This window comes from Gordonia iterans, assembly GCF_002993285.1.
GTDB lineage: Bacteria > Actinomycetota > Actinomycetes > Mycobacteriales > Mycobacteriaceae > Gordonia > Gordonia iterans.
On sequence record NZ_CP027433.1, the window covers coordinates 1,970,753 to 1,985,527 of the forward strand.

Annotated in this window: 14 protein-coding genes; 12 read left to right on the plus strand and 2 right to left on the minus strand. The window is 68.8% G+C overall.

Going from position 1 to position 14,775, the window contains the following annotated elements:
- The first annotated feature begins 1 nt into the window (after position 1).
- The 4 genes from tsf (at position 2) to C6V83_RS09020 (ending at position 3,276) form a co-directional block, all read left to right on the plus strand.
- Positions 2 to 826 (plus strand): translation elongation factor Ts, encoded by an 825-nt coding sequence (gene tsf, locus C6V83_RS09005; protein WP_105942120.1) that lies wholly within the window; start codon positions 2 to 4, stop codon positions 824 to 826.
- 222 nt (positions 827 to 1,048) lie between these two features.
- The gene (gene pyrH, locus C6V83_RS09010) at positions 1,049 to 1,783 is read left to right on the plus strand and encodes a UMP kinase (RefSeq protein WP_105942121.1); all 735 of its coding nucleotides are present in this window, start codon (positions 1,049 to 1,051) and stop codon (positions 1,781 to 1,783) included.
- A gap of 78 nt (positions 1,784 to 1,861) precedes the next feature.
- Positions 1,862 to 2,419, plus strand: a complete 558-nt coding sequence (frr, locus tag C6V83_RS09015; protein WP_105942122.1) for a ribosome recycling factor — start codon at positions 1,862 to 1,864, stop codon at positions 2,417 to 2,419.
- Positions 2,416 to 3,276 (plus strand): phosphatidate cytidylyltransferase, encoded by an 861-nt coding sequence (locus C6V83_RS09020; RefSeq protein ID WP_105942123.1) that lies wholly within the window; start codon positions 2,416 to 2,418, stop codon positions 3,274 to 3,276. The genes frr and C6V83_RS09020 overlap by 4 nt, the downstream gene beginning before the upstream one ends.
- Before the next feature lie 49 nt (positions 3,277 to 3,325).
- On the opposite strand, the gene C6V83_RS09025 is transcribed toward C6V83_RS09020, so the two are convergent.
- Positions 3,326 to 3,736, minus strand: a complete 411-nt coding sequence (locus C6V83_RS09025; protein ID WP_105942124.1) for a LapA family protein — start codon at positions 3,734 to 3,736, stop codon at positions 3,326 to 3,328.
- A 31-nt stretch (positions 3,737 to 3,767) separates the two neighbouring features.
- Between C6V83_RS09025 and rlmN the strand changes: the two genes are divergently transcribed.
- Complete coding sequence (rlmN, locus tag C6V83_RS09030) at positions 3,768 to 4,874, plus strand: 23S rRNA (adenine(2503)-C(2))-methyltransferase RlmN (RefSeq protein WP_105943832.1); 1,107 nt, start codon at positions 3,768 to 3,770, stop codon at positions 4,872 to 4,874.
- A 135-nt stretch (positions 4,875 to 5,009) separates the two neighbouring features.
- Here the strand turns inward: rlmN and C6V83_RS09035 are convergent, their stop codons facing one another.
- A complete protein-coding gene (locus C6V83_RS09035; protein WP_105942125.1) occupies positions 5,010 to 5,282 on the minus strand; it encodes a DUF2631 domain-containing protein in 273 nt (90 codons plus the stop codon).
- A 97-nt stretch (positions 5,283 to 5,379) separates the two neighbouring features.
- On the opposite strand from C6V83_RS09035, the gene dxr reads away from it, so the two are divergent.
- From dxr to C6V83_RS09070, 7 genes are all read left to right on the plus strand, one after another.
- Positions 5,380 to 6,582, plus strand: coding sequence for a 1-deoxy-D-xylulose-5-phosphate reductoisomerase (dxr, locus tag C6V83_RS09040; protein WP_105942126.1), 1,203 nt, complete (start codon positions 5,380 to 5,382; stop codon positions 6,580 to 6,582).
- A 16-nt stretch (positions 6,583 to 6,598) separates the two neighbouring features.
- Positions 6,599 to 7,837: a M50 family metallopeptidase gene (locus tag C6V83_RS09045; protein WP_105942127.1), complete on the plus strand. Its 1,239-nt coding sequence runs from the start codon at positions 6,599 to 6,601 to the stop codon at positions 7,835 to 7,837.
- A 162-nt stretch (positions 7,838 to 7,999) separates the two neighbouring features.
- The gene (locus C6V83_RS09050; RefSeq protein WP_105942128.1) at positions 8,000 to 8,845 is read left to right on the plus strand and encodes an FAD binding domain-containing protein; all 846 of its coding nucleotides are present in this window, start codon (positions 8,000 to 8,002) and stop codon (positions 8,843 to 8,845) included.
- Positions 8,845 to 11,700 (plus strand): molybdopterin-dependent oxidoreductase, encoded by a 2,856-nt coding sequence (locus C6V83_RS09055; protein WP_105942129.1) that lies wholly within the window; start codon positions 8,845 to 8,847, stop codon positions 11,698 to 11,700. The genes C6V83_RS09050 and C6V83_RS09055 overlap by 1 nt, the downstream gene beginning before the upstream one ends.
- Positions 11,697 to 13,682 (plus strand): solute carrier family 23 protein, encoded by a 1,986-nt coding sequence (locus tag C6V83_RS09060; protein WP_105942130.1) that lies wholly within the window; start codon positions 11,697 to 11,699, stop codon positions 13,680 to 13,682. The genes C6V83_RS09055 and C6V83_RS09060 overlap by 4 nt, the downstream gene beginning before the upstream one ends.
- Positions 13,679 to 14,191, plus strand: a complete 513-nt coding sequence (locus C6V83_RS09065) for a nucleoside deaminase (protein ID WP_105942131.1) — start codon at positions 13,679 to 13,681, stop codon at positions 14,189 to 14,191. Before C6V83_RS09060 ends, C6V83_RS09065 begins: the two co-directional genes overlap by 4 nt.
- On the plus strand, positions 14,178 to 14,774 hold the full coding sequence (locus C6V83_RS09070; RefSeq protein WP_105942132.1) for a nucleoside deaminase: 597 nt from the start codon (positions 14,178 to 14,180) through the stop codon (positions 14,772 to 14,774). The genes C6V83_RS09065 and C6V83_RS09070 overlap by 14 nt, the downstream gene beginning before the upstream one ends.
- Position 14,775: the final 1 nt, after the last annotated feature.

Genomic DNA, 14,775 nt, shown 5'->3' on the forward strand with positions numbered 1-14,775 from the left:
CATGGCGAACTACACCGCGGCAGACGTCAAGCGTCTGCGCGAACTGACCGGCTCGGGCATGCTCGACTGCAAGAACGCCCTGGCCAACAACGACGGCGACTTCGACAAGGCCGTCGAAGAGCTCCGTATCAAGGGCGCCAAGGACGTCGGCAAGCGTGCCGAACGCGCCACCGCCGAGGGCCTGGTCGCCGCTCGCGACGGCGTCATGATCGAACTGAACGCCGAGACCGACTTCGTCGCGAAGAACGACGAGTTCCAGACGCTGGCCGACGACGTCCTGGGTGCGGCCGTCGCGCTGCGTTCCAACGACGTCGATGCCCTGCTCGCCGCACCGCTGGGCGACGGCACCGTCGCCTCCGCGGTCGAGGGTCTTTCGGCGAAGATCGGCGAGAAGCTGGTTCTGCGCCGTGTCGCCTCGTACGACGGTCCCGTCGCGGTCTACCTGCACAAGCGCGCCTCGGATCTGCCGCCGAGCGTCGGCGTTCTGGTTTCGTACACCGGTGAGGGCGAGACCGCCGCCGAGGCCGCGCGCGGCGCAGCCATGCAGGTCGCCGCGCTCAAGGCCAAGTACGCCTCGCGTGAGGACGTGCCCGCCGACGTCGTCGCCGACGAGCGCCGCATCGCCGAGGAGACCGCCAAGGCCGAGGGCAAGCCCGAGCAGGCGCTGCCCAAGATCGTCGAAGGCCGCGTCAACGGCTTCTACAAGGACGTGGTCCTGGTGGATCAGCCGTCGGTCACCGACTCCAAGAAGACCGTGAAGCAGATCTTGGACGAGGCCGGCGCCTCCGTCGTCGGGTTCACCCGCTTCGAGGTCGGCCAGGCCTGACCGCCCGGTTCGACGCCGGACGGGTCTGACCCCGTCGACCTCCGGCCCTGACCTCCGGCCCCGGCCCTTCGCCGCATTCCGCTCGCTGAGCGTCGTGCGCTTCGCTCCCCAGCGAAGTCGAAGGGCCGGGGCCGGAGTGCTTTCGCGGCCGGAGCACCACTATGATCAGGAGAGTTTGGCCGTCGGACGGGCCGGACCGCAGACCAGCAGCGAAGGGGCACGATGACGGAGTCGCAGACACCTGTACGGCGCGAAGGATTCAGCAGGGTGCTGCTGAAACTCGGCGGTGAGATGTTCGGCGGCGGATCCGTGGGCCTGGACCCCGATGTGCTGGGCACGGTGGCCGACCAGATCGCCGAGGTCGTCGCGGGCGGCGTCCAGATCGGCATCGTGATCGGCGGCGGCAACTTCTTCCGCGGCGCGGAACTGCAGCAGCGCGGCCTGGACCGCGCCCGCTCGGATTACATGGGCATGCTCGGGACCGTGATGAACTGCCTTGCGCTGCAAGACTTCCTGGAGAAGCGTGGGATCGACACCCGTGTCCAGACGGCTATCACCATGGGTCAGGTCGCCGAGCCGTACCTTCCGCTGCGTGCCGTCCGTCACCTCGAGAAGGGACGCGTGGTGATCTTCGGGGCGGGCATGGGCATGCCGTATTTCTCCACCGACACCACGGCCGCTCAGCGCGCGCTGGAGATCAAGGCCGAAGCAGTGCTGATGGCCAAGGCCGTCGACGGTGTCTATTCCGCCGATCCGCGCATCGACCCGGAGGCCGAGCTGTACCGCGAGATCACCCATCGCGAGGTGCTGGAGAAGGAGCTGAAGGTGGCCGACGCGACCGCGTTCTCGCTCTGCATGGACAACAACATGCCGATTCTGGTGTTCAATCTTCTCCAGCGGGGCAACATCGCCCGCGCCGTCGCGGGGGAGAGCATCGGCACGCTCGTTTCCTCGTGACCTCGGTCCCGTCGGGCCGTGCCCGACCCGAACCATCCACCCATTCAGACGTGAACCACCAGCGATAGGACCTTGACGATGATCGACGAAACCCTGCTCGACGCCGAGGAGAAGATGGAGAAGGCCGTCGCCCATCTGCGCGACGACATGGCTTCGGTCCGGACCGGCCGCGCGAACCCGGCGATGTTCCACAAGGTGATGGTGGAGTACTACGGTGCGCCGACGCCGATCACTCAGGTGTCGAGCATCAACGCGCCGGAGCCGCGACTGGTGGTCATCAAGCCGTACGAGCAGTCGATCCTCGGCGACGTCGAGACCGCGATCCGCAACTCCGATCTCGGTGTGAACCCGACCAACGACGGCAACGTGATCCGCGTGGCCATTCCGCAGCTCACCGAGGAACGACGCCGGGAGCTCGGCAAGCAGGCCCGCGGCAAGGGCGAGGACGCCAAGATCGCCATCCGCAACATCCGCCGCAAGGGCGTCGAGGAACTGCATCGGATCCAGAAGGACGGCGAGGCCGGCGAGGACGAGGTGAAGCGTGCGGAGAAGGAACTGCAGGCCACCACCGACAGCTACACGCACCAGGTCGACGAACTGGTGAAGCACAAAGAAGCCGAGCTGCTCGAAGTATGACCACCGACTCGCAGCCCACGGCGTCCAAGGCCGGACGCAACCTTCCGGCGGCCATCGGCGTGGGCGTGGCGCTGGGCGCCGGCCTCATCGCCGTGCTGGCGTTGGTTCCGCGTGTCTGGTTCGGCGTCGTCGCTGTGGCGATCGCCGTCGCGACGTGGGAGGTGGCCAAGCGGCTGCGAGAGGGCGACCGTCATGTCGCATTGATCCCGCTGCTGGTGGGCGGTCAGGCGATCGTGTGGTCGACGTGGCCGTGGGGATTGCCTGGTGCTCTGGTGGCCTTCGCCGCCACCGCGCTGACGATCCTCGCGTGGAAGCTGTTCTCCCAGGGACTCTCGGCTGCCCCGCACGAGTACACCAGGGACACCTCCCTCTCACTGCTCGTGCTGGCGTGGATCCCGCTGATGGCGGTGTTCGCCGTCGACATGGTGCAGCAGGGCGTCGGCGACGACCCGGGCGGGGGACGCTATCGCGTCTTCACCTTCCTGATCGTGCTCGTCTGCTCGGACGTGGGCGGATACACCGCGGGAGTGCTGTTCGGCAAGCATCCGATGGTTCCGGCGATCAGCCCGAAGAAGTCGTGGGAAGGCCTGGGCGGATCGCTGGTCTTCGCCACCGTCGGCGCGGTCGCCTGCGCGCACTGGCTCCTCGGCACGCACTGGTGGGTCGGCCTGGTCCTGGGCCCGGTCCTCGTGGTCGTCGGCACGGGCGGTGATCTAGTCGAGTCCCAGGTCAAGCGCGATCTCGGCATCAAGGACATGGGCACGCTGCTGCCGGGCCACGGCGGCATCATGGATCGGATCGATTCGCTGCTGCCGGGTGCGTTCGTCACCTGGTGCGTGCTGACCGCATTGTTGTGAGCGACTCCTGACTGGAGTCGTGTGCCTCGTTGATCGAGCGGAGTCGAGATCACCCTCGCTCGGCGGCCCGGCGCGCCTGATCGACCTTGGTGAGGGCCCGGCGCAGCTGCAGCATGCGGGCCGTGGTGACGGCGAGCGTGAGGATCGCGCCCAGGATGGCGGCGATCAGCAGGCTCACGCCGACCGGGAGTTCCACCTTCCAGAAGAACAGGTCGATCTCCTGCGAGCCCTGGTTCCGCAGAATGAACACCAGCAGCAGGATCAGTACGACGATGCCGAGCACCCAGCCGACATAAGTCGCCCGGGACCGCGTGTGGGCTACTTTGCGCACCTGTTGCCGAGCCTCGCTGAGCGCCTGGCGTTCACGGTTCGGCGCCTCGTCGGCCGGCACCGGCACCGGCACCGGCTCGGGCGTCGGGGGAACGGCCTCGCCGTCATCGTGCGGTTCTGGTGTGCTCATCGGCCCATCATCGCATGAGAGAATGGTGGGCGTGAGCAGCCTTCCCCTCGTTTTCTCCGCGCCCAAGCGCGGCAAACCGCCGACGCACTTCGCCGACCTCGACGAGGCCGGACGGATCGCGGCGGCGGCCGACCTCGGCTTGCCGAAGTTCCGGGCCAATCAGCTGGCCAAGCAGTACTACGGCCGGCTCAACGCCGACGCCGCCGAAATGACCGACCTGCCCGCCGGGATCCGGGACGACGTCGGCGCCGCACTCTTTCCCCCGCTGATGACTCCGGTCCGGCACATCTCGTGCGACGAGGGAACCACCCGCAAGACGCTGTGGCGTCTGCACGACGGCACTCTCCTGGAATCCGTGCTCATGCGGTATCCGGATCGCAATACGCTGTGCATCTCGTCACAAGCCGGCTGCGGCATGGCGTGCCCGTTCTGTGCCACCGGACAGGGCGGACTCGACCGCAACCTCTCGACCGCCGAGATCGTCGACCAGGTGCGGGCGGCGGCGCGGGCTCTGCGCGACGGCGAGGTGGGTGAGCCCGGGAGGCTCTCGAACGTGGTCTTCATGGGCATGGGGGAGCCGCTGGCCAATTACAAGCGGGTGGTCGACGCGGTCCGCAAGATCACGTCGCCGGAACCGAACGGTCTGGGGATCTCGGCGCGCTCGGTGACGGTCTCGACGGTGGGCCTGGCCCCGGCGATCCGGAAGCTCGCCGACGAGGGGATCCCGGTGACTCTGGCGGTCTCGCTGCACACCCCCGACGACGAACTGCGCGACACGCTGGTCCCGGTGAACAACCGCTGGTCGGTGCAGGAGGTGCTCGACGCCGCACGCTACTACGCCGACACGACCGGGCGCCGGGTCTCCATCGAGTACGCGCTCATCAAGAACGTGAACGATCAACCTTGGCGCGCCGACCTGCTCGGCAAGAAGCTGCGTGCGGCGTTGGGCTCGATGGTGCACGTGAACCTGATCCCGTTGAATCCGACTCCCGGGTCACAGTGGGATGCCAGTCCGAAAGACGTCGAGCGCGAGTTCGTGCGGCGCGTGCGCGAGCAGGGTGTCTCGTGCACGGTGCGAGACACCCGCGGCCAGGAGATCGCGGCCGCGTGCGGTCAGCTGGCCGCTGAGGAGGGGTAGCTCGAGTCAGCTGTCCGTCACGCGGTGAAGGAGTGTGACAGCGTGCGGTCAGCTGGCCGCTGAGGAGGGCTGATGCGCGCAGCCGCCCCGGTGGGAGTTCCGGGGCGGCTGCGCGTCGTCGTACGGGTCAGCGGGCTACTTGCCGCCTCGCTTCCACTCGTTCTTCTTCGGGCGGAGCTTGTAGATCGGGTAGGCGATCAGTACGACGCCGAAGATGATGAGCCAGATGTCTTCGACGTGGCCGACGTGGTTGCCGACGAGCATGCCGAACATGATCAGGCCGCTGATGAACGAAGCGATCGCGTAGGTGCGCGGAGCGGTGCCCGACCAGCCGAAACGCGCCGAGGGCGCTTCCGGATCCTCGCGAACCCAGCCGGTATCGATGTGATCGACCTCGGTGCTTGCCACTTGAGTACTCCTCGGTGTCGGGGTCAGGCTCGGCTACCGATGTATGACGACCGGTAGTAGCTAGGGCTACAGCATAACCCGATGCCGGTGCGCGACAATGACCGGTGTGACCACACGTGTTGATTCGGCCCGCTCGCCTCGTTCCCGGCGCCGGGTGCTGATTCTGGGTTCGACGGGTTCCATCGGTACGCAGGCCCTGGAGGTGATCGCCGAGCACCCTGAGCGCTTCGAGACGGTCGGCCTCGGCGCGGGCGGGGGCAACCTCGATCTGCTGGCCGCTCAGGCGGCCGCCACCGGTCTGGGCGCCGGCGCGATCGCGGTGGCCGACGCCGCGGGAGCAGAGGCGATGTCGGAGCGGTTGGGCGGTCGCGTCTTAGGCGGCGACGACGCGATGGTGCGGCTGATCGAGGAGACCGAGGCGGACGTGGTGCTCAACGGGGTGGTCGGCTCGATCGGCCTGCGCCCGAGCGTGGCGGCGCTGAAGAGCGGTGCACGACTGGCGCTGGCGAACAAGGAGTCGCTGGTGGCCGGCGGCTCGCTGGTGACCGGCGCGGCGGCGCCCGGGCAGATCGTGCCGGTGGACTCCGAGCACTCGGCCATCGCGCAGTGCCTGCGCGGCGGCACCGCGCAGGAGGTGGACAGGCTGGTACTGACCGCGTCGGGCGGACCGTTCCGGGGCTGGACGGCCGAGCAGGTGCGGACGGTGACTCCGGAGCAGGCGGGCCGGCATCCGACGTGGTCGATGGGTCCGATGATCACCCTGAACTCAGCGACGCTGGTCAACAAGGCGCTCGAGGTGATCGAGGCGCACCTGCTGTTCGACGTGCCGTACGACCGCATCGACGTGACGGTCCACCCCCAGTCGATCGTGCACTCGATGGTGACGTTCGTCGACGGAGCCACCATCGCCAAGGCCTCGCCGCCCTCGATGAAGCTGCCGATCGCCCTCGCGCTCGGCTGGCCGGAGCGGGTCCCCGGTTCCTCTGTCGCCTGCGACTTCTCCGCGGCCGCGGAGTGGACGTTCGAGCCGGTGGACGAGGACGTGTTCCCGGCGATCCGGGTGGCCCGGCAGGCCGGGGAGGGCGGCGGGTGTCTGACCGCGATCTACAACGCGGCCAACGAGGTGGCCGCCGACGGGTTCTTCGCAGGAGCGATCGGCTTTCCGGACATCGTCGCGATCATCGCGCAGGTGCTGGAGCAGGCGGACTCCTGGACGTCGCCGCCCGGTACTGTGGAGGAGGTATTGGCTGCCGACGCCTGGGCGCGGGAGCGGGCAGCAGCGCTGGTGAGCGCACGATAGACGAGGCGAGTACGACGTGAGTTTTGTTCTCGGGGTGGTGCTGTTCGCACTGGCCCTGCTGATCTCCATCGCGTGGCACGAGTGCGGCCACATGTGGGCGGCGCAGGCCACCGGCATGAAGGTGCGCCGCTACTTCGTCGGTTTCGGGCCCACCCTCTGGTCGACCCGGCGGACGTCGACCCGGAAGGGCCTGACGGCGGGGGACGAGACCGAGTACGGCGTCAAGGCGATTCCACTCGGCGGTTTCTGCGACATCGCCGGGATGACCCCGCACGAGGACCTGACCGACGCCGATCGCGAGCGGGCCATGTACCGCCAGCCCACCTGGAAGCGGCTCGTCGTGCTGTTCGCCGGCCCGGCGCAGAACTTCCTCCTCGGGTTCGTGCTGGTGATCCTCGTCGGTCTCACGTGGGGCCTGCCGATCCTGGGGGACAAGCCGGTCTATGCCACCGAGATCAGCTGCGTCGCGCCGTCGACGGATGCGAACGGCAAACCGGTCGACTGCACCGGACCGGCGCCGGCCGCAGCGGCCGGGTTGCGCTCGGGTGACCAGATCCTGGCTGTCGACGGTCAAACGGTGAGCGGATCGTCGGACCTGATCGGGAAGGTGCAGCAGAGCGACGGCCAGGTGCAGCTGACCGTCGAGCGCGACGGCGCCCGGCAGGAGCTGACGGTGCCGGTGACTCAGGTCCAGCGCATGACGAGGAATCCGGACGAGACGCTGTCGCCGGTGACCGTCGGTGCGATCGGCGTCGGCCTGGACCAGCAGAACGTGCGCGAGTACGGTCCGGCGGGAATCTGGGCGGGCGCGGCGAGCTTCACCGGCGACATGTTCGTGGAGACGTGGAACGCACTCGTCTCGCTGCCGTCCAAGGTGGGCAAGCTGTGGACGGCGGTCACCGGCGGCGAGCGCGCCATAGACACCCCGGTGAGTGTCTGGGGTGCGTCGGTCATCGGCGGCGACGCCGTCGACCGCGGCTACTGGGACGTCTTCTTCCTGCTGCTGATCAGCGTGAACTTCTTCCTGGGCGCGTTCAACCTGGTTCCGCTCCTGCCGCTGGACGGCGGTCACATGGCCGTCGCGATCTACGAGAAGGCCCGGAACTCCGTGCGCCGGCTGTTCGGCAAGACCGCGGCCGGACCCGTCGACTACTTCAAGCTGCTGCCGCTGACCTACGGCGTGGTGGCGGTGATGGCGGCCTTCATGGTGCTCACCCTGACCGCCGACATCATCAACCCGATCAAGGTCTTCTGACACCGTCCGGCGACCGTTCCGGTAAGAATCACCAGCACCGTCCGGCACCGCATCTCCGGGCATGGAGGAACCTCCAAGGAGGCCCGGAATCCGATACAGATCTGTCCCTGGCGGCCACATCGGCGTAACAGATCGGTGACAAATCCTGGGTGTGCTTGACCCATGGATCTGTACGACGTTCAGGGCTACCGCGTGGCCCGGCGACGGAGCGACCTCGCGCTGGCCCCGGGCGAGGCGATCGTGGCCGGCGGCACCTGGATGTTCTCGGAGCCGCAGCCGTCGATCACCGGGCTGGTGGACGTGACGGGCCTGGACTGGACACCGATCGAGGAACTGGGCGACGGCCTGCGGATCGCCGCCACCTGTACCATCGCCGATCTGGTCGCGCTGCCGCCGCGTCCGCAGTGGCCGGCCCAGCGATTGTTCGCCGACTGTGCGGACGCGCTGCTGGCGTCGTTCAAGATCTGGAACACCGCCACCGTCGGTGGCAACGTCTGCCGTTCCTTCGCCGCGGCGTCGATGGTCTCGCTGGCTGTCGCGCTGGACGGCACCGCACTGATCTGGACGCCGGGCGGCGGCGCGCGACGGCTGCCGGTCGCCGCGCTGGTCACCGGGAACGGACGTAACGAGCTGGCGCCGGGCGAGGTCCTCCGGGCGATCGATCTGCCCGGCTACGCGCTGCGCGGGCGGGCGGCGATGCGCAAGATCGCCCTCGCCGAACTCGGGCGCTCCGGTGCGGTGGTGACCGGTCGCCGCGACCCGGGCGGAGCCTTGACCTTCGGGATCACCGCGGCGACGGTCGCTCCGCGCGTGCTGCGCTACCGGTACCCGCCGGCCGCCGCGACGCTGGTCGCCGACGCCGAAGCGCTGGAGGGGTACTACACCGATCCGCTGGGCTCCGCGGACTGGCGGCGCGCGGTGGCCGGGGTGCTGGCGGCGGAGATCCTGGACGAGCTGACCGACGGCGCCGCCGTGGACGAGGACGAGATCGTCGGCGGGGTCGCGTGATGGAGTTCGTCGTGAACGGTGACGCGGTCGCCGCGCAGCCCCGCCCGGGCCAGTGTCTGCGGACACTGCTGCGCGAGCAGGGCCGCTTCGAGGTCAAGAAGGGGTGCGACGCGGGCGACTGCGGTGCGTGCGGCGTGCTGGTCGACGGGGTGCCGGTCCACTCGTGCATCTATCCCGCCGTGCGTGCCGAGGGCCGGGCGATCACGACGGTCCGGGGTCTCGGCACGCCGGAGAAGCTGCACCCGATGCAGCAGGCCTTCGCCGACGGTTTCGCCTTCCAATGCGGTTTCTGCACCGCCGGGATGCTGGTCACCGCATCGACTCTCACCCCCGACGATCTCGATCACCTCGACCGCAAGATGAAGGGCAATCTGTGCCGCTGCACCGGATATCGGCCCATCCGGGAGGCGATCCGGGGCGTGGTGGGGCCGACGGAGATTCGGCGGCCCGAGACGTGTGGTCGGACGTGCGACGACGCGCGGTCGGAGGCGCCGCGGAGCAGAGTCCTGAGTTCGCGCGGCGGAGTGTGCGATGACGCGCGGTCGAAGGGCGTCGGGGAGTCGCTGCGGCCGCTCGCGGCCGAGCGGGTGGTGACCGGCACCGAGCCGTACACCTTCGACACGGACATCCCCGGCCTGCTGCACATCAAAGTGCTGGGCTCGCCGCACGCGCACGCCCGTATCGTCTCCATCGACACCGCGGCGGCGGAGGCCGTCGATGGAGTCGAACTGGTTCTGACGCACCGGAACGTCGACACCCCGCGGTTCTCCACCGCTCGCCACGAACTGCGCACGGACGATCCGGACGACACGCTCGTCTTCGACCCCGTGGTCCGCTTCCGGGGTCAGCGGGTGGCCGCGGTCGTCGCCGCCGATCCGGGTACCGCCGAGCGCGCGCTGCGCCTGCTCGACGTCGTCTACGAACCGCTGGACGCGGTCTACGACCCCGAGCAGGCGCGTCGGCCGGGCGCGCCGCTGCTGCATGCCGATCGCACCGAGGCCGACCGCGTCGCCGACGCCCGGCGCAACGTGGTCGCCGCGATGCACGACGGCTACGGCGGTGACATCGGCGAGGCGCTGCGGGTCTCGGCGGTGACCGTCGAAGGGGAGTGGCGCACGTCGCGCGTCTCACACGCTCAGCTCGAGACCCACGGCACCCTCGGCTGGCTCGGCGACGACGGCCGCCTGACACTGCGGACCAGCACCCAGGTGCCGTTCCTGGTCCGCGACGAGCTCGCGCACCTGCTCGGACTGGCACCCGAGGCGATCCGGGTGTTCACCGCGCGCGTCGGCGGCGGCTTCGGCGGCAAACAGGAGATGCTGACCGAGGACCTGGTGGCGCTGGCGGTGCTGCGCACCGGCAAGCCCGTCGCCTACGAGATGACGCGCACCGAGGAGCTGACCCGCACCACCTACCGGCACCCGTTCCGGGTCTCCGTCCGGCTCGGTGCGGACGCCGACGGCGTCCTCACCGCGATGCATCTCGACGTGCTCACCGACGCCGGGGCCTACGGAAACCATTCGCCGGGCGTGATGTTCCACGGCTGCGCCGAGTCGGTCTCGGTGTACCGCTGCCCGGTGCGACGCGTGGACGCCGAGTCCGTATACACCAACAACCCGCCCTCCGGCGCGTTCCGGGGATACGGGTTGGGTCAGGTGATCTTCGCCGTCGAATCGGCGATGGACCAGCTGGCGCTCGAGCTCGGCATCGATCCGTACACCCTGCGGCGCCGCAACATGGTCGCCGACGGCGATCCGCTGCTGATCGCCCATCCGGAACCCGAGGAGGACCTGATCTACGGCAGCTACGGCCTGGATCAGTGCCTGGACGCGGTGCAGCGGGGCCTGGCCGCCTCGGCCGGCGACGTCGCCGCGGAGTTTCGCGGACCTCGCTGGCGGATCGGCGAGGGCATCGCTCTCTCGGCCATCGCGACCATGGCGCCGCGCGGTCACTTCGCTCGTGCGACGGTCCGTGTCGGCGACGACGGGATCTACACGGTCGGCGTCGGCACCGCCGAGTTCGGCAACGGCACGACGACGGTGCACGTTCAGCTGGCGGCCACCGTGCTGAACACCACCGCGGACCGCATCCGATTGCGTCACGGCGACACCGATGCCGCGCCGTACGACACCGGGGCCTTCGCCTCGGCCGGAACCACGGTGGCGGGCAAGGCCGTGCACGCCGCGGCGCTGGCTCTGCGGGAACGACTGCTCGTCGCGGCGACGGTGCTGTCCGGCGATCCGGAGCCCCGGATCGAGTCCGCGGGCGTCCGGACTCGCGACGGTCTGCTCGGGTTCGCGCGTCTGCGGCCGGCGATCGACGACGAGCACCTCGACGGCGGCGAGATCGTCGCCGAGGGATCCGAAGACGGGGCGCTGCGGTCGATCGCCTTCAACGTGCAGGGGTTCCGGGTGGCGGTGGACACCGGCACGGGGGCGGTGAGGATCCTCGCGTCTGTACACGGCGCGGACGCCGGGACCGTCGTCAATCCGGCCCAGTGCCGCGGCCAGATCGAGGGCGGCGTCGCGCAGGGCATCGGCTCGGCGCTCTACGAGGAGATCATGCTCGACGGCGCGGGGCGCGTGGTGACCCCGGTCTTCCGCACGTACCGGGTGCCGCAGATGGCCGACATCCCCGACACCGAGATCCATTTCGCGGCCACGCACGACGACCTCGGCCCGTTCGGGGCGAAGTCGATGAGCGAATCGCCGTACAACCCGGTCGCTCCGGCCCTGGCGAACGCGATCACGCGCGCCCTCGGGGTACGACCGCACGAACTTCCGATGTCTCGTGACCGGATCTGGCGCCTCGCTGGACGAGTGACCGCGCCGAACAACGAAGGAGTACAAGCATGAGCACTGTCCAGAAGGCGACCGACGCGCCGCGCGTCCATCCGGTGGACGAGGTTCCACCGGTGCCGAAGCTGCTGACCTACGGCTTCCAGCACGTGGCGGCCTTCTACGCCGGCGCGGTGATCGTGCCGATCATCATCGGCGGTGCGCTCGGGGTCTCCGGGTCGGACATGATCAAACTGATCCAGGCGGACCTGCTCACCTGCGGCATCGCGTCGCTGCTGCAGGCCGTCGGCATCCGGATCGGCAAGTTCCGGATCGGTGTTCAGTTGCCGCTGCTCCAGGGGGTGGCCTTCGCCGGAGTCGCGCCGCTCATCGCGATCGGCAGCGCTCACGGAGGTGGATCGGCCGCCTTACCCTTCATCTTCGGGGCGGTGATCGTCTCCGGCATCGTCTTCTTCCTCGTCGCACCGCTCATCGCGAAGATCGTGCGGTTCTTCCCACCGGTGGTGACCGGCACGGTGCTCACGATCATCGGCGTCACGCTGATGCCGGTGGCGGCCAATCACGCGATCGGCGGTCAGCTCGGCCTGCCGGGCTTCGACTGGGCGTACGGCGTGATGGGCGCCTCGCCCGGCGGCCACGGCGATCCGTCGAGCCCGACCAACTTCTACTTCGCCGTCGGCACGATCATCCTGATCCTGGTGCTGCAGCGGTTCTTCACCGGATTCCTCTCCACAATCGCGGTGCTGCTCGGCCTGATCGGAGGGTCCGTGGTGTGGTTCCTGACTCAGGACACCGATTTCACCGCGGTGAACGAGGCCGGCTGGTTCTGGTTCGCCACGCCGTTCCACTTCGGCATGCCCCAGGTGACGGTGTCCGGAGTGATCCTGGTGCTGCTGGTCATGATGATCACCGCCGTCGAGACGGTCGGCAGCCTGTACGCGACCGGGGACATCGTGGGCAAGCGCATCACGCAGGGCGACGTCGCCGCCGCCCTGCGCGCGGACGGCGTGTCCACCACCATCGGCGGCAGCATGGGTTCGTTCCCGTACACCTGCTTCGCCGAGAACATCGGCCTGGTCCGGGTGACCGGGGTCAAGAGCCGGTGGATCGTGGCGATGGCGGCGGTCTTCATGGTCCTGCTCGGCCTGTTCCCGAAGGCGGCCGCGGTGGTCGCCCTCATTCCGGAGCCGGTGCTCGGCGGCGCGGCACTCATGCTGTTCGCGGCCGTCGCCGTCGTCGGTATCCAATTGCTCGGAAGCGTCGACTTCAACGACCATCGCAACTTGATCGTCGCCGGCACCGGCATCGCGATGGGCATGTACGTGATGGCCTTCCCGGGAGTCACCGACGCGGTGCCGTCGTGGCTGGAGTGGTACTTCTCCGGGGGCATCGCCGCCGGCGCGTTCACGACGATCCTGCTGAACCTGATCTTCTTCCACATCGGCCGCGACCACGGTCCGGCGGTCACCACCGACAGCGCCGGCGATCTGGTCCACCTGGATCAGATCAACGAGATGAGCCGTGCCGAGTTCGGCGAGACCTTCGGGCACGTCGTCCAGCAGCAGGACTGGGCGCTCGACGTGGTGTACGGCCTTCGGCCGTTCGCCTCGCCGATGGAACTCGGCGAGGCCTTCCAGGACTCGCTCCTCACCGCGACCAACGACGAGCAGGACACCCTGATCAACTCGTACGCGGACTTCGGATCGGATGATCCGGTCGAGCAGGCGGAGGCGTTCGCGAGCATCGACCCGGTGTTCGGGCAGCCGTCCTACGAGGAACACGAGGAGTTGATCGAGGTGGCTCGGGCACACCGGGAGAAGTTCGGCTTCCCGCTGATCATCTCCGAGCGTGACGATGCGAGTTTCGCGCAGATGCTCGGCTCCTACTGGGCGCGGATGGACAATTCGCCGGCCGCCGAGCGGCAGGAGACGCTGATCGAGGTCTCCAAGATCTTCAACCACCGGTTCAACAAACTGGTCGCCGACGCCAATCCGATCTCGACGGCCCGGTTCCAGCGATTCAAGGAGGTCGGACAGTGACGTCTGCCAACCGAACCCCGCCGCACGAGTCATCTACCCGCAGCGACGACGCCCGCTGGCTCGCGGCGGCCGTCGACCTGGCCACCGAGAGCGTCGCCGAGGGCGGTGGTCCGTTCGGCGCCGTGATCGTGCGCAACGGCGTCGCGGTGGCGGTCGGCCAGAATCGGGTGACCCGCGACAACGATCCGACGGCGCACGCCGAGGTCATCGCCATCCGGTCCGCCTGCCAGGTGATCGGCGACTTCTCGCTGTTCGGCCACACCCTGTACACCTCGTGCGAGCCGTGCCCGCTCTGCTTGTCGGCGGCCCTGTGGGCGCGGGTGGATCGCGTCGTCTATGCCGCCGACCGGGAGGACGCGGCCCGCGGCGGGTTCGACGACCGTGAGTTCTACGAGCTCTTCGCCACGCCGCGCACGGAATGGCCGATGGTGATCGATCCGGTCCGCCCGGACAACGCCTTCGCGCCGTTCGCGGCCTGGAACGCCGAGGCCGACCGTGTCCGGTACTGATCGGGTCCGGCGTCTGCTCGAGGTGATCTGTGACGAAGTGGTGCCCCTCACCCGGGAGGGGGTGGCCGCGGGCAACAAGATCTTCGGTGCTGCGATCGTCCGCAAGGACGATCTGTCGACGGTGGTCGCGGCGACCAACAACGAGATAGAGAATCCCTTGTGGCATGGGGAGATTCACGCCATCAAACGATTCTACGAATTGCCCGGCCGACCCGCGGTCGCGGACTGTCTGCTGTTGGCGACGCACGAGCCCTGCTCGCTGTGCCTGTCCGGGATCGCCTGGGCGGGCTTCGACGAGTTCGCCTATCTGTTCAGTCACCGGGATTCGGCTGAGAGTTTCGCGATCCCGTACGACATCGCGATCCTGAAGGAGGTGTACGCGGTGCCGGACCCGGACCGCGCGGCGGCGGCGCCGGATCGGGATCTGTACAACCGGGAGAACGCGTTCTTCGTCTCCGCCGACCTGATGCCGCCGGCCCGGGCAGCGTTCCCGGAGCTGCTCGCCGGGCTCGAAGAGACCTACGCGGAACTCTCGGCGAGCTATCAGCGGAGCAAAGGCTCCGGGAACATCGCGCTGGCCTGAC

What these genes read in the sequence shown, in the direction of transcription:
- tsf (WP_105942120.1), top strand. Translation starts at nt 2, where the DNA reads ATGGCGAACTACACCGCGGCAGACGTCAAGCGTCTGCGCGAACTGACC.
- pyrH (WP_105942121.1), top strand. Translation starts at nt 1,049, where the DNA reads ATGACGGAGTCGCAGACACCTGTACGGCGCGAAGGATTCAGCAGGGTG.
- frr (WP_105942122.1), top strand. Translation starts at nt 1,862, where the DNA reads ATGATCGACGAAACCCTGCTCGACGCCGAGGAGAAGATGGAGAAGGCC.
- C6V83_RS09020 (WP_105942123.1), top strand. Translation starts at nt 2,416, where the DNA reads ATGACCACCGACTCGCAGCCCACGGCGTCCAAGGCCGGACGCAACCTT.
- C6V83_RS09025 (WP_105942124.1), bottom strand. Translation starts at nt 3,736, where the DNA reads ATGAGCACACCAGAACCGCACGATGACGGCGAGGCCGTTCCCCCGACG.
- dxr (WP_105942126.1), top strand. Translation starts at nt 5,380, where the DNA reads ATGACCGGTGTGACCACACGTGTTGATTCGGCCCGCTCGCCTCGTTCC.
- C6V83_RS09050 (WP_105942128.1), top strand. Translation starts at nt 8,000, where the DNA reads ATGGATCTGTACGACGTTCAGGGCTACCGCGTGGCCCGGCGACGGAGC.
- C6V83_RS09055 (WP_105942129.1), top strand. Translation starts at nt 8,845, where the DNA reads ATGGAGTTCGTCGTGAACGGTGACGCGGTCGCCGCGCAGCCCCGCCCG.
- C6V83_RS09060 (WP_105942130.1), top strand. Translation starts at nt 11,697, where the DNA reads ATGAGCACTGTCCAGAAGGCGACCGACGCGCCGCGCGTCCATCCGGTG.